The sequence below is a fragment of the Mesorhizobium sangaii genome, from assembly GCF_014207355.1.
GTDB classification, from domain to species: Bacteria; Pseudomonadota; Alphaproteobacteria; order Rhizobiales; family Rhizobiaceae; genus Mesorhizobium; species Mesorhizobium sangaii.
On record NZ_JACHEF010000003.1, the window covers coordinates 54,990 to 76,632 of the forward strand.

The window sequence follows — 21,643 nt, forward strand, 5'->3', positions numbered from 1 at the left end:
ATCCATTGTGCAGTGCACATTAAATCTTCGTAATGCCGTGTTTTGGCCCTTTTCCGACAAAGGCGTGTCCTATCTATTCGGCGAAATCGCGGCAACGGGCCGTGATTTGCGCTAGAATGTGAACCATCGGCCCATCGCGCGTCGGATGGAGAGGGCCTTTTGACCATGCGTGGAAAAGTCGTTCTTTCGTTGCTTGCCGTCGCTTGCCTCGGCGCGGCGGGCTGGCTCTATCTTTCGCCGAACGCGCTGGGCAAGGTTGAACAGATCATCGGCGCAAAGCAGGTGGCCGCAGCGGACCAACCGGCTGCGGCTTCGGACAAGAAGGGCGCCACCGCCGCGCGCTCCGCCTCCATTCTCTCGGCCGTCGCTTCGACGGCCGATTTCCCGATCCGGCGCTATGCGATCGGTTTCGTTTCGTCTCCGGCCGTCGTCAGCATCAATGCACGGGTGTCCAGCCAGATCGTATCGATCGACGTCAAGGACGGGCAGATGGTGAAGACCGGCGACGTTCTGTTTTCACTGGACGACCGGGCGCTGAGGGCGCAACTGGCCAAGGACCAGGCGGCGCTCGCCAAGGACCAGGCGATGCTCGCCAGCTCGAATTCGGATCTCCAGCGCGCCAAGGATTTGGTCGCCAAGCAGGCCGGGACGCAGCAGACCTACGACCAGGCGGTTGCCGCGCAAAAGGCTGCCGCGGCAACCGTCGATGCCGACAAGGCGACAATCGACGCCGACAACGTCCAGCTTGGTTTTGCCACGATCACCGCGCCGATTTCCGGCCGGCTTGGCGCCGTCAATGTCGCGGTCGGCGACCTAGTCACCACCAGCAATGGCAACAACAGCAGCACGGCGACCCCGCTGGTGACCATCACCCAGATGGACCCCCTGCAGGTCAACTTCAATCTGCCGGAAAGTGACCTGGCGCTTCTGCACAAGGCGCTTGCCGCGCCGCAGCAGGGTGCCGTGACGTTGACCAAGGACGGCGACCCGACGCCGATCGGCAAGGGAACGCTCGACTTCGTCGACTCCAGCGTCGACACCGCTTCCGGCACGATCGCGACGCGGGCGAGTGTGCCGAATGCCGACCTGTCGTTGTGGCCGGGCCAATATGTGAATGTCGTGCTCGACGCTGGCATCATGCCGAAGATGACATCGGTTCCCACGGTTGCGGTGCAGCCCAGCCAGAAGGGGCCTTTCGTCTATGTGGTCAAGCCGGACAACACGGTCGAGATGCGGCCGGTGGAGGTGGCCCTGACCGAAGGTGAGAACAGCGCCATCAGCCAGGGGTTGAAAAGCGGTGAGAAGGTAGTCACCGAAGGCCAGACAAGGCTGAAGGACGGCGCCGCCGTGCATGAAGGCAAGGCCGCGACCGGTGGCGGAGGTCAAGCCGCTCCCAAGGTCGCGGAAGCCGACAAGGCCGGCGAGGCGGCCCAATGATCTCCGAATTCTGCATTCGCAGGCCAGTCGCCACCCTCCTGATGTCGTTCGCCCTCGTTCTGGGCGGACTGTTCGCGTACAAGTTCCTGCCGGTGGCGGCACTGCCCAGCGCCGAATTCCCGGTGGTCAACGTCTCGGCCCAGTTGCCCGGCGCTTCGCCGGAAACCATGGCCACATCGGTGGCGACGCCGCTGATCAAGCAGTTCGCCACCATCGCCGGCATCGATTCGATCTCGACCACCAACTCGCTTGGCCAGACCTCGATCGCCATCCAGTTCGTGCTCAACCGCGACATTGACGCCGCAGCGGCCGACGTGCAGGCGGCGATCGCGCGCACGCAGAAATCATTGCCGCCGCAGATGACGGCGCCGCCGAGCTATCGCAAGGTCAATCCGGCCGATGCGCCGATCCTGCTGATGTCGCTGGTCAGCGACACGGTTCCGTTGACGGACCTCGATGCTTTCGCCGAAAACGTCATTTCGCCGTCGCTGTCGACCATCGATGGCGTCGCGCAGGTCTCGATCTTCGGCCAGCAGAAATACGCAGTGCGCATCCAGATCGATCCGACCGCGCTTGCCGCGCGCGGCATCTCGATCGATCAGCTGCAGGCAGCGATCGCGTCTGCAAACAGCAACACGCCGCTCGGCGTGCTGCAGAACAACAAGCAGCAGCTCACCATTACGGCCAACACGCAACTGACCGACGCTGCCGGCTTCTCCAACCTCATCATCGCCACCAAGAACGGTCACCCGGTGCGGCTGGGTGAGGTGACCCGCGTCGTCGATTCGGTGCAGACCACGACAACTGCGAGCTGGTATGACGGCACGCGCGCCATCATCATGGCCGTGCAGCGCCAGCCCGACGCCAACACGGTCGACGTCGTCGACAAGGTCAAGGCCATGTTGCCGTCCTTCCAGGACCAGATGCCGGCCGCCGCCTCGATCAAGCTGCTCAACGACCGTTCGACCTCGATCCGCCAGGCCGTTGACGACGTGCAGTTCACGCTGCTGTTGACCATCGCGCTGGTGGTCATGGTGATCTTCGTGTTCCTGCGCCGGGTGACGGCGACGATCATACCGGCCGTGGCGGTGCCGATCTCGCTGATCGCCACGCTTGGCGCGATGTTCCTGTTCGGCTTTTCCATCGACAACATATCGCTGATGGGCCTGACGCTTGCGGTTGGCCTTGTCGTCGACGATGCCATCGTGATGCTGGAAAACATCTTCCGCCATATGGAGGAGGATGGGTTGTCGGCCTTCGATGCGTCGCTGAAGGGCGCGCGCGAAATCGGCTTCACCATCATCTCGATCTCGATTTCGCTGGTGGCCGTGTTCATCCCCGTGCTTCTGATGGGCGGCGTGATCGGCCGCATCTTCAACGAGTTTGCCGTCGTGGTGACGGTCGCCATCCTGGCCTCGATGTTCGTGTCGCTGACGCTGACGCCGATGCTGTGCTCGCGGCTGCTGTCGGTGACGATGGCCGATCGCGACAAGCATGGCCCTGGTCACAAGCAGGACTTCATCACACGCGGCTACGACCGGATCTTGAGCTTCTGCCTGCGGCACACCTTCCTGGTGTTCCTCGTCTTCATCGGAACCGCGGCAGCGTCGGTATGGCTGATCCAGGTCTCGCCGAAGGGCTTCTTCCCGCAGGAGGATATCGGCCAGATATCGGTGACGACCATCGCGCGCCAGGACATCTCGTTTGACGCCATGTCCAAGCTGCAAGGGCAGGTGGCCAACGTCTTCTCGCATTCGCCTTATGTCGACCATGTGGCGTGGTCGGCGGGCAGCGGCAACAATGCGCTCAACCAGGGCCAGCTCTTCGTCCAGCTCAAGGGGAAGGACCAGCGTCCCGATATCGAGAAGGTGCTTTCGAATCTAAGGCGACAACTGGCGGGCGTGGCGGGTATCGAGACCTACATGCAACCCGTGCAGAACCTGAGGCTGGGTTCGCGGTCGTCGGCCAGCGCCTATCAGCTCGTGGTTCAGGGCCTCGATACCGGCCAGACCGATATCTGGGCGCAGAAGATGAACGACGCAATGGCGGCCGACCATACGACCTTCGCCGACGTCACCAGCGACCTGCAGAACAATGCGCTGCAGGCGACGCTGGTGGTGGATCGCGATAAAGCCGCCCAGCTCGGCATCGATACCGACACGCTGCGCTCCGCTCTCTATGGCGGGTTCGGCACCGACCAGGTTTCGACAATCTTCGGTTCGGCCGACAGCTACGAAGTCATCACCGAGCTCGATCCCAAGATCGAATGGTCGCCCGAGCGGATGCTCGCCATCCAGATGAGGACGGCGAGCGGCAGTCTGGTGCCGCTTGGCGCCTTTGCCCGGGTCGATCGCACAGCCGGCGCCTTGACGGTCAACCAGCTTGGCCAGCTGCCCGCGGTGACCATCTCCTACAATCTGCCGCAAGGTGTGGCGCTCGGCGACAGCGTGACCCGCATCGACGCGCTCAAGGAGCAGATCGGCATGCCGACGGCGATCTCGACGACCTTTGCGGGCACGGCCAAGACCTTCCAGGATTCCCTGGCCAACCAGGGCCTGCTGATCGGCGGCGCCATCCTGACCATCTACATTGTGCTCGGCATCCTCTACGAAAGCTTCATACACCCGCTGACCATTCTCACCGGCCTGCCATCGGCAGTGCTTGGCGCCGTCGTTGCACTGCGCTTCGCAGGCATGGATCTGTCGGTGATCGCGGTGATCGGCATTCTGATGCTGATCGGCATCGTCAAGAAGAACGGCATCATGATGGTCGACGTGGCGCTGGAACTGCGACGAGACGGGTTGTCGGCCACCGAGTCGATCCACAAGGCCTGCCTCATGCGTTTCAGGCCGATCATGATGACGACGCTGGCCGCACTGATGGGCACGTTTCCGATTGCGCTCGGCACCGGTGCAAGTGCCGAGCTGCGACAGCCGCTGGGCGTTGCCGTGGTCGGCGGTCTGCTTGCCTCGCAGGCGCTGACCTTGTTCGTGACGCCGGTGATCTATGTTTACATGGAGAATTTCTCGGGCTGGCTGGTCGGGCTGATGCCGAAGCGCAAGGCCGAGGAGGTCCCGAAGGAACCTGTGAGGCAGCCCTCTCTATTCGATGTCAACGAAGAGCAGCAGCTCGAACCGCAGAAGACGGCCGCCGAATAGAAGTCGAGGTCGCGTGGATCTGGCCTAAGGCGTCGCGCTTGCGGTGGCATCACCGGAAACGTAATTTGCCGTCATGTCACACGATCACGACCACGACAACGAGCTCGATCCTTTTGCCGCGCGGGTGCGTGCGCTGGAGACGATCCTCACTCGCAAGGGGCTGATTGATCCGGCCGCGATCGATGTCATCGTCGATACCTACGAAACCAGGATCGGCCCGCGCAATGGCGCCAAGGTGGTGGCGAAGGCCTGGAGCGATCCTGCCTATGCCGACTGGCTGAGGCGCGATGCGACGGCGGCGATCGAATCGCTCAGCTACACCGGCCGCCAGGGCGAGCATATGCAGGCGGTCTTCAACACCGAGGACACGCACAATCTCGTCGTCTGCACGCTGTGCTCCTGTTATCCGTGGTCGGTACTCGGCCTTCCGCCGGTCTGGTACAAGGCGCCGCCCTACCGCTCGCGCGCGGTCATCGATCCGCGCGGCGTGCTGGAGGAGTTCGGGCTGACGCTGCCAACGACCAAAAAGATCCGCGTCTGGGATTCCACCGCCGAGCTGCGCTATCTCGTCGTGCCGATGCGGCCCGACGGCACCGAGGGCTGGAGCGAGGAGCGGTTGGCCGATCTGGTGAGCCGCGACGCAATGATCGGCACCGCACTGGCGAGGCAGCCGGCATGAACGGACCGCAGGACCTTGGCGGGCAGATGGGCTTCGGTCCGGTCGCGCCGGAAATTGACGAGCCGTATTTCCATGCCGCCTGGGAAAGGCGGGCGCTGGGTGTGACCTTATGCGCCGGCGCGATGGGCGCATGGAACATCGATGAGAGCCGGCATGCGCGGGAATCGCTGCATCCCGCCGATTACTATGCCTCCAGCTACTACGAGATCTGGATCAAGGCGCTGGAAGTGCTGCTCAAGCGGCATGGTTTTGTCAGCGAGCGCGATCTTGAGGCAGGCACGGCGGTCGATCCGGCGGCGGTGCCGAAACGGGTGCTGAAAGCGGAAAACGTGCCTGCGGTGCTGGCCACGGGCGGTCCTTGCGACCGGCCGGTGGCGCAGCCGGCCCGGTTCAAGGCCGGCGATCCCGTGCGGACCAAGAACTTCAACCCGACTGGCCACACGCGGCTGCCGCGCTATGCACGCGGCAAACATGGAACGGTCGAGGCGGTGCGCGACGGCTTCGTGTTCCCCGACAGCAACGCGCATGGCCAGGGCGAAAACCCGCAATGGGTCTACACGGTGGTTTTCGAAGGGTCGGAAATCTGGGGCGAGGGCGCCGACCCGACGCTGAGCGTGTCGATCGATGCCTGGGAGAGCTATCTTGAGCCGGCGTGAGGCAAACGGACCTGCAGTCGATTTACCGCTTGGTGTCGATGCCGCGGTCTTTGCCGAGCCATGGCAGGCCGAAGCGTTTGCCATGACGGTGGCGTTGCATGACAAGGGCCTGTTTTCGTGGAGCGAATGGGCCCAGGCACTGTCGGCCCAGGTTAAGAAGCCAGGTGCTGCGATTGACGGTCATGACTATTACGAACATTGGCTGGCGGCGCTGGAAAGCCTGCTTGTCTCGAAAGGGCTGGCCGCCAAGGCGGATGTCGATGCCATGGCTGAAGCCTGGGAGCGCGCCGCGCACGCCACTCCGCATGGCAAGCCGATCCTGCTGGAGAACGACCCCAGGCCAACCCGATAGATCGTGGCGGCAGCCCGACCATAGATCGTGGCGCTGCTGCGTCCGTTCTCTTTACGTTCTTGTTTGCGCCTGATAGCCTGACCGTCGGTGGCACTGAAGCGCCCCGACACGTCGATGGTGGTGGCGGCTATCTTGTCTTTCCCTTGCGAATCCGGTCTCTCGCGCTGATGGAATTCTCTCCCCAACAGGACGAGGCGCTGCAAGCGGTTGCCCGCTGGCTGAAGACCGGAAAGCCGCAGCTGTTCCGGCTGTTCGGCTATGCCGGGACCGGCAAGACGACGCTGGCGCGCTATTTCGCCGAGCATGTCGACGGCCAGGTGCAGTTCGCCGCCTTCACCGGCAAGGCCGCACAGGTGCTGCGCTCCAAGGGTGCGGTCAACGCCCGCACCATCCATTCGCTGATCTATCGGCCGAAAGGAGAGGAATCGGTGTCGGACGAGGTCACCGGCAAGACCTCGATGTCACCGACCTTTTCGCTCAACCGGCAGAGCCCGATCTCGCGGGCGAAACTGGTCGTCATCGACGAATGTTCGATGGTCGACGAACAGCTTGGCCGCGACCTGATGAGCTTCGGTACGCCGATTCTGGTGCTTGGCGACCCCGGCCAGCTGCCGCCGATTTCGGGCGGCGGCTTCTTCACCGACCACGAGCCGGATTTCCTGCTCACCGAAATCCACCGGCAGGCGCGCGACAACCCGATCCTGCGGCTGGCGCTCGACGTTCGCGAGGGCCGCGAGTTCATGCGCGGCGACTATGGCACGGCACAGGTGATCGGCAAGGAAGACGTCACCCAGGAGCTGGTGCTGAAGGCCGACCAGGTGCTGGTCGGCACCAACCGCACGCGGCGGCGCTACAATCAGCGGCTGCGCGAGCTCAAAGGCTTCAATGCCGACTATCCGCAGGCCGGCGACAAGCTCGTCTGCCTGCGCAACGATCCGGCCAAGGGCCTGCTCAACGGCTCGCTGTGGAAGGTGATGACCTCGTCGCGCGAGACGGTGAAGCCCGGCATCAACCTTCTGGTGTCGCCGGAAGAGGACGATCCGGATCGCGGCGTCGCCAAGATCAAACTGCTCAAGGCGGCCTTCGAGGATCCGGATGCCGACATCCCCTGGCAGCAGAAGAAGCGCTTCGACGATTTCGACTATGGTTACGCGCTGACCGTGCACAAGGCGCAGGGCTCGCAATGGAACGAGATCGTGCTGTTCGATGAAAGCTGGGCCTTCAAGGAAACACGCCAGCGCTGGCTCTACACCGCCATCACGCGCGCGGCCGAGCGGCTGACGATCGTCAGGTAGCAGGCACTCACCGGGCCCGCGGGGCTGTCGTGTTTCAGCCGCGACCCTGTTGCTTTTCGGTCGGCCGGGCTCCAAGCCATTGCCAGGCCGAGGCTTCATCCTCGGTCTCGAAGTGCTTGAATTCGATTGACGGCGCATCCCGCAGGACGTGTTGCGCGTCCGCGGTCCAGTCCGGCTCGCCGATCGTCGCGCAACGTCCGACATGTTCCATTGCATGGGCGGTGCCCTGCTTCAGGGTGTCTTCCGCAATATTGGCCCAGTCGACGCCATCGTGGTCGACAAGGCGCACCAGCACGTCGATGTGTGGGTGAAGGGCATAGGCTGCCTCCATCAACCCGAAAAGGTTTTCGCCATCGGCTGCGGAGACGTGGCCGACGACGTCGATGGCGAGAAGGTCGTCACGGCTGGTCTCGAGACGACGAATGGCCGGTACGGCATCGAGAAAATTCATGGCGCTTCCTTTCGCGGACTCACTTCATCAGGCTTGGAACACCCGAAACCCCCTGTCTGTTCCCGCCAAAGGCATTATAGGTGGCGCGTCGAATGATTTCCGAGGCCGCCTCCATGCCCGCAAAACTCTCCGTCAATCTCAATGCCGTCGCCATGCTGCGTAACCGGCGCGACCTGCCGTGGCCGAGTGTGACCGGCCTCGGCCGTATCGCGCTCGCAGCCGGGGCGCATGGGTTGACGGTGCATCCACGCCCCGACGAGCGGCACACGAGACACTCCGATCTGCCTGAGATACGGTCCTTGATCGACGACGAATTTCCGCGCGCGGAATTCAACATCGAGGGCTATCCGACCGAGGATTTCCTGGTGCTTGTGGAAAAGCATCAGCCTGAACAGGTGACGCTGGTGCCGGACGATCCGGCGCAGGCGACGTCGGACCATGGCTGGAACTTTGCCGCCGAGGCCGCGTTCCTTACTCCGATCGTCAAGCGTCTGAAGAAGGGGGGCTTTCGTGTGTCGCTGTTTTCGGACCCGGACCCCGCGGGCGTGACGGCCGCGCGTGACACCGGTGCCGACCGCATAGAGCTTTATACGGGTCCGTATGGCAGTTATTATTCCGATCCCGCCCGAGCGGCCAAGGAGTTGGAAAAACTGGGAAAAACCGCTGATGCCGCGCTTGCCGCCGGTCTTCAGGTCAATGCCGGGCACGATCTGGTGGTCAGCAACCTTCCGGCACTGGCAAAGCGCATTCCCGCATTGGCCGAAGTGTCGATCGGACATGGGTTGACAGCCGACGCGTTGGAGTATGGCATGGCCGGCACGGTGGGGCGGTTCCTGAAAGCCTGCGGGTGGTAGGGTTGAGCCGCGCATTGAAAGTATGGCAGCCATCGCGTGCAATTGATATCGTATCGCAGCATGCATAGAGCACCGCGCGCTTGTCGGAGAGTGGTCGATGGACCTTGCCAGTAGCGGTAGCGAGGCTGGAACCGTCGAACAATCGAGCCATTCCGAAGTCGAAAAGCACAGTACCAAGGTTCTGATGCTGGGCGCGCTCGGTGTCGTCTATGGCGATATCGGCACCAGCCCCATCTACGCCTTCCGAGAAGCGCTCCATGCTTCTCCCGGCGCCGATACGCGTAGCGATGTGCTGGGCGTTCTGTCGCTGATCGTCTGGGCGCTGACGATTATCGTCACCATAAAGTATGTCGCCTTCGTGCTTCGCGCAGACAACAAGGGCGAGGGCGGTACGCTATCCCTGATGTCGCTTGCACGTAGCGCCTATCCGAAAGGCGCCCGACTAATTCTCGGGATCGGGCTTTGCGGTGCGGCGCTGTTCTTTGGCGACGCTATCATCACACCGGCCATCTCCGTGCTGTCCGCGGTCGAAGGCCTGGAGGTGGTGACCCCGACATTGGATGCCTATGTCGTGCCCATCACGCTGGTCATCCTGGCCTTTCTGTTTTCGGTGCAACGCTTCGGCACCGGAAAGGTCGCGGCGGTGTTCGGGCCGGTGACAGCGCTTTGGTTCCTGGCCATCGGCATCGCAGGACTCTATCACCTGACGGACGATCCATCGGTCCTGATGGCGATCAATCCTTACTACGCCGTGTATTATCTCGCCGGTACTCCGACCGCCGCCTTTGTGACCGTCGGTGCCGTGTTCCTGGCAGTGACCGGGGCCGAGGCGCTCTATGTCGATCTCGGCCATTTCGGGCGCAAGCCGATCGTGATGGCCTGGTTTTCCGTGGTTTTCCCGTGCCTGCTGCTCAACTATTTCGGGCAAGGCGCCTTTGTCCTGGCCAATGGTGGCAGGCCGACCAATCCATTCTTTCAGATGCTGCCTGACTGGGCCCTGATGCCGATGGTGGGCATGGCAACGGCCGCGACCGTTATCGCCAGCCAGGCGGTCATCTCAGGCGCTTTTTCACTGACCCGTCAGGCCGTCCAGCTCAACCTTTTGCCCCGCATCGAGGTGCAGCATACCTCTGAAATGCAGCTCGGGCAGATTTACATGCCCCGCGTCAACCTGCTCATCGCGATCGGGGTGATGCTGCTGGTGGTAGGTTTCGGCAGCTCGAGTGCGCTGGCCTCCGCTTACGGAATTTCGGTGACCGGCGAAATGCTGATGACGACCATTTTGCTGTTCGTGGTGATGCGCAAGATGTGGAAATGGAAGCTGGCGCTTGCCTTGGCTCTGGCCCTGCTGTTCGGTATTATCGACAGCGGCTTCTTCTTGGCAAATGTCGTGAAGATCTTCGAAGGCGGATGGGTATCAATTACTGTCGCCTGCATGATGGGGCTGATCATGTCGACTTGGATTCGCGGCACCCGCTATCTGTTCGACAAGACGCGGCGCAACGAGATCCCGCTCGATTTCCTCGCCGGCAACCTGTTGAACAAGAAGCCGCAGCTGGTGTCCGGCACCGCCGTGTTCCTGACCAGCGATCCGCTCAGCGCGCCAACGGCGCTGATGCACAGCCTGAAACACTACAAGGTGCTGCACGAGCAGAACGTCATCCTTTCGGTGGTGACCGCGCCGCAGCCGGTGGTGCCCGACAGCGAGCGGGTCAAGATGGAGACGGTCAACGAACTGTTCATGCGGGTGACGCTGACCTTCGGCTACATGGAGCAGCCCAACATCCCGCGCGCGCTGGCGATCTGCCGCAAGCAGGGCTGGAAGTTCGACATCATGACGACCTCGTTCTTCCTGTCGCGACGTTCGCTCAAGGCCTCGCCCAATTCCGGCATGCCGGTGTGGCAGGACCGGTTGTTCATCGGCCTGGCGCGTACGGCGGCCGATGCGACCGAATATTTCCAGATCCCCACCGGCCGTGTGGTAGAGATCGGTACGCAGGTGGCGATCTGACGGACGCACATGCTGCCGGTCCTGCTGGTGCGACCATGCCTGCAAATCGAGCCCGCGAATCTCGCGTGGGCCGATGATCTCCCGAGCAGCCGAGCGTTGCCGGCATGGGAGCCATCACGCGACGGCACTTGATATTGCATCGCAGCAAGCGTAGATGACCGCGCACTTATCGGAGTGTCGTCCATGGCCCTTGCCAATGCTGGTAGTGAGGCAGAACCCGTCGAACAATCGAGCCATCCCGAAATCGAACAGCACAGCACCAAGGTGTTGATGCTGGGGGCGCTCGGTGTCGTCTATGGGGATATCGGCACCAGCCCGATCTATGCGTTCCGCGAGGCGCTGGTGGCGTCGTCGCGGGGTAGCGTGGCGGATCGCGGCGATATTCTTGGCGTCCTGTCGCTGATCATCTGGTCGCTGACGATCATCGTCACCATCAAATACATCATGTTTGTGCTGCGCGCCGACAACCGCGGCGAGGGCGGCGTGCTGTCGCTGATGGCGCTGGCGCGCGGCAGTTTCCCCAAGCGCTCGGCGCTGATGCTTGGCATCGGCATCGTCGGCGCATCGCTTTTCTTCGGTGACGCCGTCATCACGCCGGCAATCTCGGTGCTGTCGGCCGTCGAGGGCATGAATGTCGTCACGCCTGCCTTCCAACCTTACGTGGTACCGCTAACCCTGGTCATTCTTGCCATGGTGTTCGCAGTGCAGCGCTTTGGCACGGGCGGGGTGGGATTGGTGTTCGGCCCGGTGACCGCAGTATGGTTCCTGGCCATTGGCCTTTCCGGTCTCAACCACATCATCGCCGATCCCGAAATCCTCTGGGCGGTAAGCCCACACTACATCGTCGCCTTTCTGATCAATTCGCCCGACGTCGCCTTCGTTACCATCGGCGCCATCTTCCTCGCCGTCACTGGCGCCGAAGCGCTCTATGCCGATCTAGGCCATTTCGGCCGCAAGCCGATCGTGCTCGCCTGGCTGGCGATCGTTTTTCCCTGCCTGCTGCTCAATTATGCCGGGCAAGGCGCCTTCGTGCTGGCAAAGAACGGCGTGGTCGGCCATCCGTTCTTCGAGATGAACGAGGGCTGGACGCTGATCCCGATGGTCGTGCTGGCGACTGCTGCGACCGTGATCGCCAGCCAGGCGGTGATTTCGGGCGCCTTTTCGCTGACAAGGCAGGCGGTGCAGCTCAACATGCTGCCGCGCCTTGAAATCCTGCACACATCGGAAAAACAGTCCGGCCAGATCTACATGCCGCGCGTCAACCTCCTGCTGGCGCTGGTGGTGATGATGCTGGTCGTCGGCTTCGGCGAGTCCAGCAAGCTGGCGTCGGCCTATGGTATCTCGGTGACCGGCAACATGCTGGTGACGACGGTGCTGCTCTATGTCGTCATGACGCGCATCTGGAAATGGCAGCTGTGGCTGGCAATCTCGCTGACGGCGCTGTTTGCCTTTATCGACATCGGCTTCTTTGCCTCCAACATCGTCAAGGTGTTCGAGGGCGGCTGGGCATCGCTGGCCGTAGCCTTCACCATCGTGCTGGGCATGTGGACCTGGGTGCGCGGCAGCCGCTATTTGTTCGACAAGACCCGGCGCAACGAGATCCCGCTCGATTTCCTCGCCGGCAATCTGTTGAACAAGAAGCCGCAACTGGTGTCCGGCACCGCCGTGTTCCTGACCAGCGATCCGCTCAGCGCGCCAACGGCGCTGATGCACAGCCTGAAACACTACAAGGTGCTGCATGAGCAGAACGTCATCCTTTCGGTGGTGACCGCGCCGCAGCCGGTGGTGCCCGACAGCGAGCGGGTCAAGATGGAGACGGTCAACGAACTGTTCATGCGGGTGACGCTGACCTTCGGCTACATGGAGCAGCCCAACATCCCGCGCGCGCTGGCGATCTGCCGCAAGCAGGGCTGGAAGTTCGACATCATGACGACCTCGTTCTTCCTGTCGCGACGTTCGCTCAAGGCCTCGCCCAATTCCGGCATGCCGGTGTGGCAGGACCGGTTGTTCATCGGCCTGGCGCGTACGGCGGCCGATGCGACCGAATATTTCCAGATCCCGACCGGCCGTGTGGTAGAGATCGGTACGCAGGTGGCGATCTGACGGGCTCTTGCCGATGAACGTCTGAGGAGGCGGGAATGAGCGGCGAACTGGTGCTTGTTACCGGCGGCTCCGGCTTCCTCGGCGCGCATTGTATTCTCGAACTGCTGAACGCCGGCTACCGCGTGCGCACGACCGTGCGCTCAGCCAAGCGCGAAGCCGATGTTCTGGCCATGCTCAAGGCCGGCGGCTCCGAGCCCGGAGCGGCGCTCTCGTTTGCCGTCGCCGATCTGATGGCCGACACGGGCTGGCCGGATGCGGTGGCCGGTTGCGACTATGTGCTTCATGTCGCCTCGCCATTTCCGCCCGGCGTGCCGAAACACCAAGACGACCTCATCATCCCGGCTCGTGAAGGTGCGCTCAGGGTGTTGCGTGCGGCACGGGATGCGAGGGTGAAGCGCGTCGTGCTGACTTCGTCCTTCGCTGCGATCGGCTATGGCAAGCTGCCGCCCGGCGGGCAGCCGTTCACCGAGGAGAGCTGGACCGATCCGACGGCCAAGGTCAGTGCCTATGTGAAATCGAAGACGCTCGCCGAACGCGCCGCCTGGGATTTCATTGCCGCGGAGGGTGGCAAACCGGAACTCGCGGTGGTCAACCCGGTCGGTATCTTCGGCCCGGTGCTCGGCCCAGACCATTCGACCTCCACCGAATTTGTCCAGCGTATGTTGAACGGTGCCATGCCGGGGCTGCCGCGCCTGTCTTTCGGCGTTGTCGACGTGCGCGACGTGGCGGACCTGCATGTGCGTGCCATGACCAACCCTGCCGCCAGGGGCAAGCGATTCCTGGCGGTTGCCGGCGATTTCATGACCGTGCGGGAGATCGCGCAGACTCTGAAAACGCGGCTGGGGGATGCCGGGGCGCGCGTCTCGACGCGGGAGCTTCCCGATTGGCTGGTGCGGATCGTGGGCCTGTTCAACCCGGAAGTCGCACAGCTGGTGCCGGAACTGGGCAAGGTCAAGAATGCAACCAAAGCGAGGGCAGTGCGCCTGCTAAGCTGGGCGCCGCGATCACGCGAGGATGCGCTGGTTGCCACCGGCGAAAGCCTGATCCGGCTCGGGCTGCTCAAAAAGTCGAAGTAGCGCCGGAAGCCGGAGGTCGGCTTCCGGGACCACTCACGGGCCGTCAGCCTGCCAAGGCGGCCTTGTTGGCCTCCAGGAACTGCTTCAGCGTTTTTGACTTCCGACCGGAAAGCGTCTCGACCGCATCCGTCACCATGGCGATGCGACCGGCGCGCGTGTTGGCGTCAAACGACACGATGATGCGGGCGAAGTCCTCGGGAATGCCGGCCGCCTTCACCCCTTCGGTCAGGGCCTCATCCGAAACCTGCACGACTTCGAGCTGCTTGCCGGTGACCTCGCCTACCAGGGCCGCAATCTCGGCCGTGGTGTACGCATGCGGGCCGGTCAACGTGTAGGTCTTGCTTTCGTTCGAATCGTCTGCGAGACCGGCAGCGATCGCCGCTGCCATGTCATCGCGCCCGCCATGGGCGATGCGGCCTTCGCCAGCGGACGTGTACCAATGGCCGGAGGCGATGGCCTGCGGCAGTGCCATGAACAGGTTCTCCTGGTACCAGCCGTTGCGGAAAATGGTGTAGGCAATGCCGCTTGCCTTGATCGCCTGCTCGGTGCCGTAGTGATCATTGGCAAACAGCACCGGCGAAACCGGCTCGGGGTTGGGCATCGAGGTGTAGAGAAGATGGCCGACGCCAGCCTTCTTCGCAGCGGCTACCGCCGTCTCATGCTGTTTCAGGCGCCGATCGTCCTTCAGGTCCATTTCGCTGGTCGAGATGATCAGCACTTTGTCGACGCCCTGGAACGCGTTCTCCAGCGACGTGCCGTCGTTGAAGTCGGCGGCCCTGACGACAACGCCGCGCGCCGCCAGGTCGGCAAGGTTGGTCGGTGTGCGCGTGCTGGCGATGATCTGTGCCGCCGGGACGTTGAACGTGTCCAGCAGGTGGTTGATGACGCTTCGGCCGAGTTGGCCGGAGGCACCGGTGACAAGAAGGGTTTTGCTCATTGGAGATCCTGGCATGGGTCGGAGAGGAGGGACACAGAGGTGGTCTCAAAAAGAGACCAGCACTAAAATAGGAATTGACCCGTGGCCGTAAAGAAGGCAGTTTTTCGGGAGGTAGGCACAGCTAGGGAACCAGCCGTGGACAGCACGATCGTCAATCTGAGATCCAAGCTCGAGATCTACAAATCGTTGAGCGATGGCGGCAATATCGCCGATTGCCCGGTTCGCGACGTGATCCAGGGGCTGAACGGCAAATGGAGCTCGCTGTTGATGGCGGCACTGGCCGAGCAGCCATATCGCTTCGGCGAGCTGCGGCGCCTGGTGCCCGACATTTCACAACGCATGCTCACCCAGACGCTCCATGACCTGCAGCGTGACGGTTATGTGCATCGCGAAGTGTTCCCGACCAAGCCGCCGAGCGTTGAATACAGCCTTACCGACCTTGGACGATCGATGTTCGGCGCCTTGCACCAGCTGATCCTGTGGGCGGAGCTCAACCATGACGCGGTGCGCGACGCACGCGCCGGTTTTGATGCGGCCCAAGGGTGAGGCAGCCCGTGAACCGGGCAAAGACCAGAGCCGCGGCTTGATTTAGTCCGCCCGCTGAAGGATTGTCCGGCCAGTTCGGCTTTGGGGGCATTGGCATTTCCTACGATATCGCGATTGCCGGGGCCGGCCCGGCGGGCCTCGCCATGGCGCTCTATCTCAAGCGCGCCGGGCACAAGGTCACCATCTTCGAGCGCTTCGAGGAGCCGAAGCCGGTCGGGTCCGGGCTGATCCTGCAGCCGACAGGGCTGACGGTGTTGGCTGATCTTGGCCTGCTCGACGACATACTGGCGCTGGGCAGCCGCATCGACCGGCTGCATGGCGCCGATGCCACCACCGGCCGCACCGTGCTCGACGTCCGCTATGATGCCCAGCGCGGCCACCGTTTCGGGCTGGCGGTGCATCGAGCGGCCCTGTTCGGCGTGCTTTTTCGCGCTGTACAGCGCGAAGCGATCGCCATCGAGACAGGTGTCGAGATCGAGACTCTGGAGACTGGCGAACGGGCAACGCTGGTCTGTGGCAACGGCCGCAGGGAAGGGCCGTTCGACTTCGTCGTCGACGCCAGCGGCTCACGCTCGATGCTGCGGCGGTGCGCGGGCAATGCAGGCGCGCCACGCCCACTCACCTATGGTGCGTTCTGGGCGTCGCTGCGCTGGCGCGATGAAGGGTTCGACGAGCACGCACTGCTGCAGCGCTACGACAAGGCCAGCGTGATGATCGGGGTGCTGCCGATCGGCCGGCCGGAGCCGGGCGCTGAAAAGATGGCGGCCTTCTTCTGGAGCCTGAAGCCGGCGGACGTCGATGAGGTGCGCACCCGGGGCCTCGTCGCCTGGAAGGAGAGGGTGGTTCGGCTGTGGCCCGAGAGCGAGGCATACACCAGCCAGATCGAGGATTTCGACCAGCTCTCGCTGGCGCGCTACGGCCACCACACGATGAAGTGGCCGGCCGGCCGGCGGCTGGCCGTCATCGGCGACGCCGCGCATTCGACCAGCCCGCAGCTGGGGCAAGGGGCGAACATGGCGCTGCTCGATGCGGCGGCGCTCAGCCATGCGCTGGCGCGGACGCCAAACGTCGAGGCGGCACTTGAAGCCTATGCGAAGGCACGGCGCTGGCATGTGCGTGTCTTCCAGGCGCTGTCGCTGGCGTTGACGCCCTTCTACCAGTCGGATTCCGTGGCGCTGCCCTACATCCGCGACAGGCTGGTGGCGACGGTGGCAAGAATCCCGCCGGCGCCACAGTTCCTTGCCTCGATGGTGGCCGGCACGGTGGTCGATCCGTTCAGGCGTATCGGGCTCAAGGAAGCGCGATGGCCAGATCGTTCCGCTGAATGATCGTCGAGAGCTCTGACCCCTTCGCCTGGAGAAAGGCATGCAGGCGCTGCGGGTAGTCCGGCGCGACGGCGTTCCCGATCGACGGGCGGTCCCTCAGCGCCTGACGCCAGGCCCGGACGAACGGCTTGCCGTCCAGAATGCCGAAATCGCTGATCCGGTCGAATACGTCGAGATATCTGAAAACAGGGCCATGGACGGCGTCGACGAGCGAGAAGCGCTCGCCGGCGAACCATGGTCCGTTCCGTTCGGTGTCCGCCAGCTCGGCCTCGAGACGATCGAACATCGACGACAGCGCGCTGTTTTCGGCGAGGAAGCCGGCCTCCGTCGAGGCCGAATAGAACCGGCCGATGGCGTTGAGGACTGCCGAGCCGAACTCGATCCAAGCACGATGCCGGGCGCGGGCATAGGGATCGGCGGGGTGGAGGGGATTGGCTTGGGTCTCTTCGAGGAATTCGAGAATGACGGCGGATTCGAAGATCACCGTTTCCTCGCCATTTCGCTGCACGCGCAGCAGCGGCACCTTGCCGAGCGGCGAGATCGCTCTGAACCAGGCCGGCTTGTTGGCGAGGTCGATATCGACGCGCTCGAACGGCACGCCCTTTTCGGCCAGCGAAATCGCCGCGCGCTGCACATAGGGGCAGAGAGGATGGCTGACGAGAATGAGCTTGTCGGTCATCTCACTCTCCCCAGACATAGTTCAACGCGCCGTCCTCGACGCGCGTCGACAGGAACATTAGGCGGGACTCCTTTGGCGCCGGACCATCGATGCGGTCGCCGCTTGCCATGTCGAACGAGGCGCCGTGCCATTGGCAGACCAACCTGCCTTCCTTGCAGTCGAGCAGCCCGCCGAAGTGCAGACAGACATTGGCGGCGGCGCGGATACGCTCGCCGCAGCGGTAGACATGGACCTCACGGCCGAAGAACGGGGCGATCAGGCTGCCCGTCTGCGGAATGTCGGCGACCTTGCAGATTTCGTGTTTCATAGCGCGTCCTTCAAAGTTAATGCAGTTGCATCAATATAGATGCATATGCATTAACCGTCAAGCTTGATGCAATTGCATCTATCGCCTATGGTGGGCCATGACTGAGAAAGCCATGCCTTCGCCCGAAGCCATCACGGCCTGGGCCCGCCTGATGCGGGTTTCGCGCCAACTCGTGGAAAGTGCTGAAGACGCGCTGAAGGCGGGCGGCCTGCCGCCGCTTGCCTGGTACGACGTGCTGCACGAACTGGCCGAGGCGGGTGAGGGCGGGCTGCGGCCGTTCCAGCTGATCGAGCGCACGTTGTTTGCGCAATACAACATCTCGCGGCTGCTGGCGCGGCTCGAGGCTGACGGGCTGGTCGAGAAACTTCCGGTGGCCGATGACGGCCGCGGCCAGACCATCCGCATCACGGCTAGGGGCCGCGAGATGCGCCGCCAGATGTGGGCTGTCTATGGACGCTCGATCACTGAACTGGTTGGCGCCAAACTCTCCGCGGATGAGCTGAACATGGTGTCGGCACTCCTGGGTCGATTGCGCCATCCGCCCGTTGTGGACTGACGTTTTAGCGCCGGTCAGGCCGAATGACTGCCCCAGAGAAAGGCCAGCGTCGCCAGCACGCCAAGGGCCACGCGAACCAGGTGCAGATCGCCCCATTTGACGATCAGGGATCTGGCTTGCGGATCGCCGGCGCCAGCGTCCATCGCCCCCCGCACCCTGTTGGTCGGCATCATGGCGATCAACGTCCACGGCCAGGGCAGGATGATCAGCACCGCGCCGACCAGAAAGGCGAAACCGCCAGTCTGCCACCAGGCAATGAGACCGAGAACGCAAGCGACAATGGCAATCGACGCCTGCATGGCGGCGCCGCGCTTGTAGGACGGCTGCCATTCCTGCAGCAGCGCCCTGTCGTCGAGACGAAGCCGCGCCGGTTGCTCTGCGACACTGACGTAAATCGCGGCACCAGAGAATACGGCGGCAACCGTCAAGGCCAACAATCCGATCAGCATTTTCGTTCCCCGCTCAGGCCGTCCGACACGACCCCATGCAGATAGAAATAGGACTTGCATGGATCGGAACAATACGCCATAGAAGCAGCGAACCGTAACGTACGGTACGGCTCACCGGAAATAGCCGGCCGGCCTTGCCTACCGAGACCGGCCTTTGCCTGCCGAGAGAAGAGCGTGTTGGACATCGTGCCCGAGATCGACACCAGCGAAGCGCTGACCGAGCGGCAGAAAGCCGTGCTCGACGCAGCGTTGCGGCTGCTGGTCGAGGAGGGCGATCAGCTGACCATGACCGCCGTGGCGCGCCGGGCAAGCTGCTCCAAGGAAACGCTCTACAAATGGTTCCGCGACCGTGACGGGCTGCTGACGGCGACGGTGCAGTGGCAGGCGTCCAAGGTGCGGGTGGCGCAAGTCGATGGCAAGGGGCTCGATCTTGTGTCGCTGACCGCAAGCCTCGAACGCTTCGCTTCCGACTGGCTGAAGGTGATTTCGAGCGACACGTCGATCGCGCTCAACCGGGTGGCGGTGAGCCATGCTGGTTCCGGCAAGGATAACCTTGGCGCCGTGGTGCTGGAGAATGGCCGCTTTGCCCTGGCCAAGCGACTGAAGCCTCTGCTTGAGGCCGGACGACAGGCCGGACTGCTCGACTTTGCGGATGCCGAGACGGCGTTCCGCACCTTTTTCGGGCTGGTCGCCCGCGACGTGCAGATCCGTCTGCTGCTCGGCGACCGGCTGGAATTGACTGAGGCGGCGATCGGCGGCGATGCCGCACGGGCGACGCAGCAGTTTCTCGCTCTTTTCAAGAGCAACAACCGGCCGCAAGGCCTCTGATTCATAAACCGGGAAGGAAGACAAAAATGCGTGTCTATTACGATCGCGATGCCGATCTCAACCTGATCAAGGGCAAGAAGGTCGCCATCATCGGCTACGGCAGCCAGGGCAGGGCGCATGCGCTCAACCTCAAGGATTCCGGCGCCAAGGACATCGCCATCGGCCTCAAGGCCGGCTCGGCGACCGCCAAGAAGGTCGAGGCCGACGGTCTTAAGGTGATGAGCGTGGCGGACGCCGCCAAATGGGCCGACCTGATGATGATGGCGACACCTGACGAGTTGCAGGCCGACATCTATCGCAACGAGATCGCGCCGAACATTCGTGACGGTGCCGCGATTGCCTTCGCGCACGGCCTCAACGTGCATTTCGGCCTGATCGAGCCCAAGGCCTCGGTCGACGTTGTCATGATCGCGCCGAAGGGCCCCGGCCACACGGTGCGCGGCGAATACCAGAAGGGCGGCGGCGTGCCGTGCCTGGTCGCGGTCAACCAGGACGCCTCGGGCAATGCACTTGACCTGGCGCTGTCTTATGCTTGCGGCGTCGGCGGCGGCCGTTCGGGCATCATCGAGACCAATTTCCGCGAGGAGTGCGAGACCGACCTGTTCGGCGAGCAGGTCGTGCTGTGCGGCGGCCTGGTCGAGCTGATCCGCGCCGGCTTCGAGACGCTGGTGGAAGCCGGCTACGCGCCGGAAATGGCCTATTTCGAGTGCCTGCACGAGGTCAAGCTGATCGTCGACCTGATCTATGAGGGCGGCATTGCCAACATGAACTATTCGATCTCGAACACCGCCGAATGGGGCGAATATGTCTCGGGCCCGCGCATCATCACCGCCGAGACCAAGGCCGAGATGAAGCGTGTGCTGAAGGACATCCAGACCGGCAAATTCACTTCGGAATGGATGCAGGAATATCGCGCCGGCATGTCGCGCTTCAAGGGCATCCGCCGCAACAATGACAGCCACCAGATCGAGGAAGTCGGCGCCAAGCTGCGCGCGATGATGCCGTGGATTTCCAAGAACAAGCTGGTCGACAAGGCCAAGAACTGAAACGAAATCCACGTTCTTGCCTATGCGCGTCCTCGGGCTTCGCCCTGCGGGCGCGCGGGGGACCTCCAAGAACAAGCTCGTCGGCAAGGCCAAGAACTGAACCATGCGCTCGAAGCCCTTGGCTTAGAGAAGCTGAAAATGAAAAACGGCGCCACATGGCGCCGTTTTTCATTTCTGGGCTCCGCTACAGACCAGCTCATCAATAGGGCGAGTAGCACTGCTGGCGCGGGCCGTTGTAGGGCTGGAACGTGTTGTCCCAGGCGCGATACGACCGGTAGCGGTTGTAGCACCATTGGACATGGGCGCTCGAAACCCGCTGGGCCCGGTAGGTGCGGTAGTAGCGGCGCGGCGGCGCGTCGTAGTAATTGTAGTTGTTGTACATGCTGCCAATGCCGAGCCCAAGGCCAAGGCCCAGAAGGGCAGCCGCGCCGTCATCGTAGTAGCCGCCGCCGTGATAATGATGGCGACCATGGCGCCAACGCCAATTGTCTCCATTGTTCCAGTTTCCGCCGCCGCCGCCGTTCCAGTGTCCGTGGCCACCGTTCCAGTGTCCGTTGCCGCCATTCCAGTTGCCGCCATTCCAATTGCCCGACCGGCGCCATCTCCAATTGCCGCCATTGTTGCCGCCCGCCCAGCCTTCGCGGACCGCCATCGGCGCCGTCGTGCTGACGGGGATCGACACGTCCGGCTGCATCATCGGCCCGGCGGCCGACGGCGCCGTGACGCCGGACAGGATACCGAGGGCTATCAGCCCTGATTTGACCGTGGAAGAAAAGAGCGAGTTCATTGCACTCTCCAAAAGATACAGGCCCCACGCCTACCCTAGGGGCCCATTGTGGATGTTTACATCTGAACGGCGGATGAACGGAAAGGTTCCGTCAACCATGGCGCGAGTGGT

The 21,643-nt window shown here is 63.1% G+C and carries 21 protein-coding genes; 15 read left to right on the forward strand and 6 right to left on the reverse strand.

What is annotated here, in order from left to right; all coding sequences use genetic code 11:
• Positions 1–165 precede the first annotated feature (165 nt).
• The 6 genes from HNQ71_RS15295 (at position 166) to HNQ71_RS15320 (ending at position 7,577) form a co-directional block, all read left to right on the forward strand.
• A complete protein-coding gene (locus HNQ71_RS15295) occupies positions 166–1,437 on the forward strand; it encodes an efflux RND transporter periplasmic adaptor subunit (RefSeq protein ID WP_184873414.1) in 1,272 nt (423 codons plus the stop codon).
• Positions 1,434–4,595, forward strand: coding sequence for an efflux RND transporter permease subunit (locus HNQ71_RS15300; protein ID WP_184873416.1), 3,162 nt, complete (start codon positions 1,434–1,436; stop codon positions 4,593–4,595). Before HNQ71_RS15295 ends, HNQ71_RS15300 begins: the two co-directional genes overlap by 4 nt.
• A 73-nt stretch (positions 4,596–4,668) precedes the next feature.
• Positions 4,669–5,274 (forward strand): nitrile hydratase subunit alpha, encoded by a 606-nt coding sequence (gene nthA / locus HNQ71_RS15305; RefSeq protein ID WP_184873418.1) that lies wholly within the window; start codon positions 4,669–4,671, stop codon positions 5,272–5,274.
• The gene (gene nthB, locus HNQ71_RS15310; RefSeq protein ID WP_184873419.1) at positions 5,271–5,930 is read left to right on the forward strand and encodes a nitrile hydratase subunit beta; all 660 of its coding nucleotides are present in this window, start codon (positions 5,271–5,273) and stop codon (positions 5,928–5,930) included. Before nthA ends, nthB begins: the two co-directional genes overlap by 4 nt.
• The gene (locus HNQ71_RS15315; RefSeq protein ID WP_184873421.1) at positions 5,917–6,282 is read left to right on the forward strand and encodes a nitrile hydratase accessory protein; all 366 of its coding nucleotides are present in this window, start codon (positions 5,917–5,919) and stop codon (positions 6,280–6,282) included. The genes nthB and HNQ71_RS15315 overlap by 14 nt, the downstream gene beginning before the upstream one ends.
• Before the next feature lie 167 nt (positions 6,283–6,449).
• Positions 6,450–7,577: an ATP-dependent DNA helicase gene (locus HNQ71_RS15320; RefSeq protein WP_184873422.1), complete on the forward strand. Its 1,128-nt coding sequence runs from the start codon at positions 6,450–6,452 to the stop codon at positions 7,575–7,577.
• 34 nt (positions 7,578–7,611) lie between these two features.
• On the opposite strand, the gene HNQ71_RS15325 is transcribed toward HNQ71_RS15320, so the two are convergent.
• Entirely contained in the window at positions 7,612–8,028 is a 417-nt protein-coding gene (locus HNQ71_RS15325; protein ID WP_184873423.1) for a SpoIIAA family protein, read from the reverse strand.
• Positions 8,029–8,141: 113 nt separating this feature from the next.
• Here HNQ71_RS15325 and HNQ71_RS15330 point away from each other — a divergent pair, with 113 nt between their 5' ends.
• From HNQ71_RS15330 to HNQ71_RS15345, 4 genes are all read left to right on the forward strand, one after another.
• Entirely contained in the window at positions 8,142–8,882 is a 741-nt protein-coding gene (locus HNQ71_RS15330; protein WP_184874358.1) for a pyridoxine 5'-phosphate synthase, read from the forward strand.
• A gap of 97 nt (positions 8,883–8,979) precedes the next feature.
• Complete coding sequence (locus tag HNQ71_RS15335; RefSeq protein ID WP_184873424.1) at positions 8,980–10,893, forward strand: potassium transporter Kup; 1,914 nt, start codon at positions 8,980–8,982, stop codon at positions 10,891–10,893.
• A 183-nt stretch (positions 10,894–11,076) separates the two neighbouring features.
• Complete coding sequence (locus HNQ71_RS15340) at positions 11,077–12,996, forward strand: potassium transporter Kup (protein WP_184873425.1); 1,920 nt, start codon at positions 11,077–11,079, stop codon at positions 12,994–12,996.
• Between the two features lie 35 nt (positions 12,997–13,031).
• Positions 13,032–14,072, forward strand: coding sequence for an SDR family oxidoreductase (locus HNQ71_RS15345; protein WP_184873426.1), 1,041 nt, complete (start codon positions 13,032–13,034; stop codon positions 14,070–14,072).
• A gap of 43 nt (positions 14,073–14,115) precedes the next feature.
• On the opposite strand, the gene HNQ71_RS15350 is transcribed toward HNQ71_RS15345, so the two are convergent.
• Positions 14,116–15,009 (reverse strand): SDR family oxidoreductase, encoded by an 894-nt coding sequence (locus tag HNQ71_RS15350; protein ID WP_184873427.1) that lies wholly within the window; start codon positions 15,007–15,009, stop codon positions 14,116–14,118.
• 135 nt (positions 15,010–15,144) lie between these two features.
• Between HNQ71_RS15350 and HNQ71_RS15355 the strand changes: the two genes are divergently transcribed.
• Together HNQ71_RS15355 and HNQ71_RS15360 are read left to right on the forward strand one after the other, a co-directional pair.
• A complete protein-coding gene (locus HNQ71_RS15355) occupies positions 15,145–15,555 on the forward strand; it encodes a winged helix-turn-helix transcriptional regulator (protein WP_184873428.1) in 411 nt (136 codons plus the stop codon).
• A gap of 143 nt (positions 15,556–15,698) precedes the next feature.
• The gene (locus HNQ71_RS15360; protein WP_210333946.1) at positions 15,699–16,883 is read left to right on the forward strand and encodes an FAD-dependent oxidoreductase; all 1,185 of its coding nucleotides are present in this window, start codon (positions 15,699–15,701) and stop codon (positions 16,881–16,883) included.
• Here HNQ71_RS15360 and HNQ71_RS15365 read toward each other — a convergent pair.
• Complete coding sequence (locus HNQ71_RS15365) at positions 16,846–17,559, reverse strand: glutathione S-transferase family protein (RefSeq protein WP_184873429.1); 714 nt, start codon at positions 17,557–17,559, stop codon at positions 16,846–16,848. The genes HNQ71_RS15360 and HNQ71_RS15365 overlap by 38 nt on opposite strands.
• A 1-nt stretch (position 17,560) precedes the next feature.
• Positions 17,561–17,866, reverse strand: a complete 306-nt coding sequence (locus tag HNQ71_RS15370; RefSeq protein ID WP_184873430.1) for a Rieske (2Fe-2S) protein — start codon at positions 17,864–17,866, stop codon at positions 17,561–17,563.
• A 97-nt stretch (positions 17,867–17,963) separates the two neighbouring features.
• Between HNQ71_RS15370 and HNQ71_RS15375 the strand changes: the two genes are divergently transcribed.
• A complete protein-coding gene (locus HNQ71_RS15375) occupies positions 17,964–18,422 on the forward strand; it encodes a MarR family winged helix-turn-helix transcriptional regulator (RefSeq protein WP_184873431.1) in 459 nt (152 codons plus the stop codon).
• Positions 18,423–18,436: 14 nt separating this feature from the next.
• Here the strand turns inward: HNQ71_RS15375 and HNQ71_RS15380 are convergent, their stop codons facing one another.
• Entirely contained in the window at positions 18,437–18,871 is a 435-nt protein-coding gene (locus HNQ71_RS15380) for an anthrone oxygenase family protein (protein WP_425492234.1), read from the reverse strand.
• A gap of 174 nt (positions 18,872–19,045) precedes the next feature.
• Between HNQ71_RS15380 and HNQ71_RS15385 the strand changes: the two genes are divergently transcribed.
• Positions 19,046–19,699, forward strand: a complete 654-nt coding sequence (locus HNQ71_RS15385) for a TetR/AcrR family transcriptional regulator C-terminal domain-containing protein (RefSeq protein WP_184873432.1) — start codon at positions 19,046–19,048, stop codon at positions 19,697–19,699.
• A gap of 26 nt (positions 19,700–19,725) precedes the next feature.
• Positions 19,726–20,745, forward strand: coding sequence for a ketol-acid reductoisomerase (gene ilvC / locus HNQ71_RS15390; RefSeq protein WP_095087167.1), 1,020 nt, complete (start codon positions 19,726–19,728; stop codon positions 20,743–20,745).
• Between the two features lie 199 nt (positions 20,746–20,944).
• On the opposite strand, the gene HNQ71_RS15395 is transcribed toward ilvC, so the two are convergent.
• Complete coding sequence (locus tag HNQ71_RS15395) at positions 20,945–21,532, reverse strand: BA14K family protein (RefSeq protein ID WP_184873433.1); 588 nt, start codon at positions 21,530–21,532, stop codon at positions 20,945–20,947.
• Between the last annotated feature and the right edge of the window lie 111 nt (positions 21,533–21,643).

Coding starts and splice junctions, on each gene's coding strand:
- HNQ71_RS15295 (WP_184873414.1), top strand. CDS start 166: ATGCGTGGAAAAGTCGTTCTTTCGTTGCTTGCCGTCGCTTGCCTCGGC.
- HNQ71_RS15300 (WP_184873416.1), top strand. CDS start 1,434: ATGATCTCCGAATTCTGCATTCGCAGGCCAGTCGCCACCCTCCTGATG.
- nthA (WP_184873418.1), top strand. CDS start 4,669: ATGTCACACGATCACGACCACGACAACGAGCTCGATCCTTTTGCCGCG.
- nthB (WP_184873419.1), top strand. CDS start 5,271: ATGAACGGACCGCAGGACCTTGGCGGGCAGATGGGCTTCGGTCCGGTC.
- HNQ71_RS15320 (WP_184873422.1), top strand. CDS start 6,450: ATGGAATTCTCTCCCCAACAGGACGAGGCGCTGCAAGCGGTTGCCCGC.
- HNQ71_RS15325 (WP_184873423.1), bottom strand. CDS start 8,028: ATGAATTTTCTCGATGCCGTACCGGCCATTCGTCGTCTCGAGACCAGC.
- HNQ71_RS15330 (WP_184874358.1), top strand. CDS start 8,142: ATGCCCGCAAAACTCTCCGTCAATCTCAATGCCGTCGCCATGCTGCGT.
- HNQ71_RS15335 (WP_184873424.1), top strand. CDS start 8,980: ATGGACCTTGCCAGTAGCGGTAGCGAGGCTGGAACCGTCGAACAATCG.
- HNQ71_RS15340 (WP_184873425.1), top strand. CDS start 11,077: ATGGCCCTTGCCAATGCTGGTAGTGAGGCAGAACCCGTCGAACAATCG.
- HNQ71_RS15345 (WP_184873426.1), top strand. CDS start 13,032: ATGAGCGGCGAACTGGTGCTTGTTACCGGCGGCTCCGGCTTCCTCGGC.
- HNQ71_RS15350 (WP_184873427.1), bottom strand. CDS start 15,009: ATGAGCAAAACCCTTCTTGTCACCGGTGCCTCCGGCCAACTCGGCCGA.
- HNQ71_RS15360 (WP_210333946.1), top strand. CDS start 15,699: ATGGCGCTCTATCTCAAGCGCGCCGGGCACAAGGTCACCATCTTCGAG.
- HNQ71_RS15365 (WP_184873429.1), bottom strand. CDS start 17,559: ATGACCGACAAGCTCATTCTCGTCAGCCATCCTCTCTGCCCCTATGTG.
- HNQ71_RS15370 (WP_184873430.1), bottom strand. CDS start 17,866: ATGAAACACGAAATCTGCAAGGTCGCCGACATTCCGCAGACGGGCAGC.
- HNQ71_RS15375 (WP_184873431.1), top strand. CDS start 17,964: ATGACTGAGAAAGCCATGCCTTCGCCCGAAGCCATCACGGCCTGGGCC.
- HNQ71_RS15380 (WP_425492234.1), bottom strand. CDS start 18,871: ATGCTGATCGGATTGTTGGCCTTGACGGTTGCCGCCGTATTCTCTGGT.
- ilvC (WP_095087167.1), top strand. CDS start 19,726: ATGCGTGTCTATTACGATCGCGATGCCGATCTCAACCTGATCAAGGGC.
- HNQ71_RS15395 (WP_184873433.1), bottom strand. CDS start 21,532: ATGAACTCGCTCTTTTCTTCCACGGTCAAATCAGGGCTGATAGCCCTC.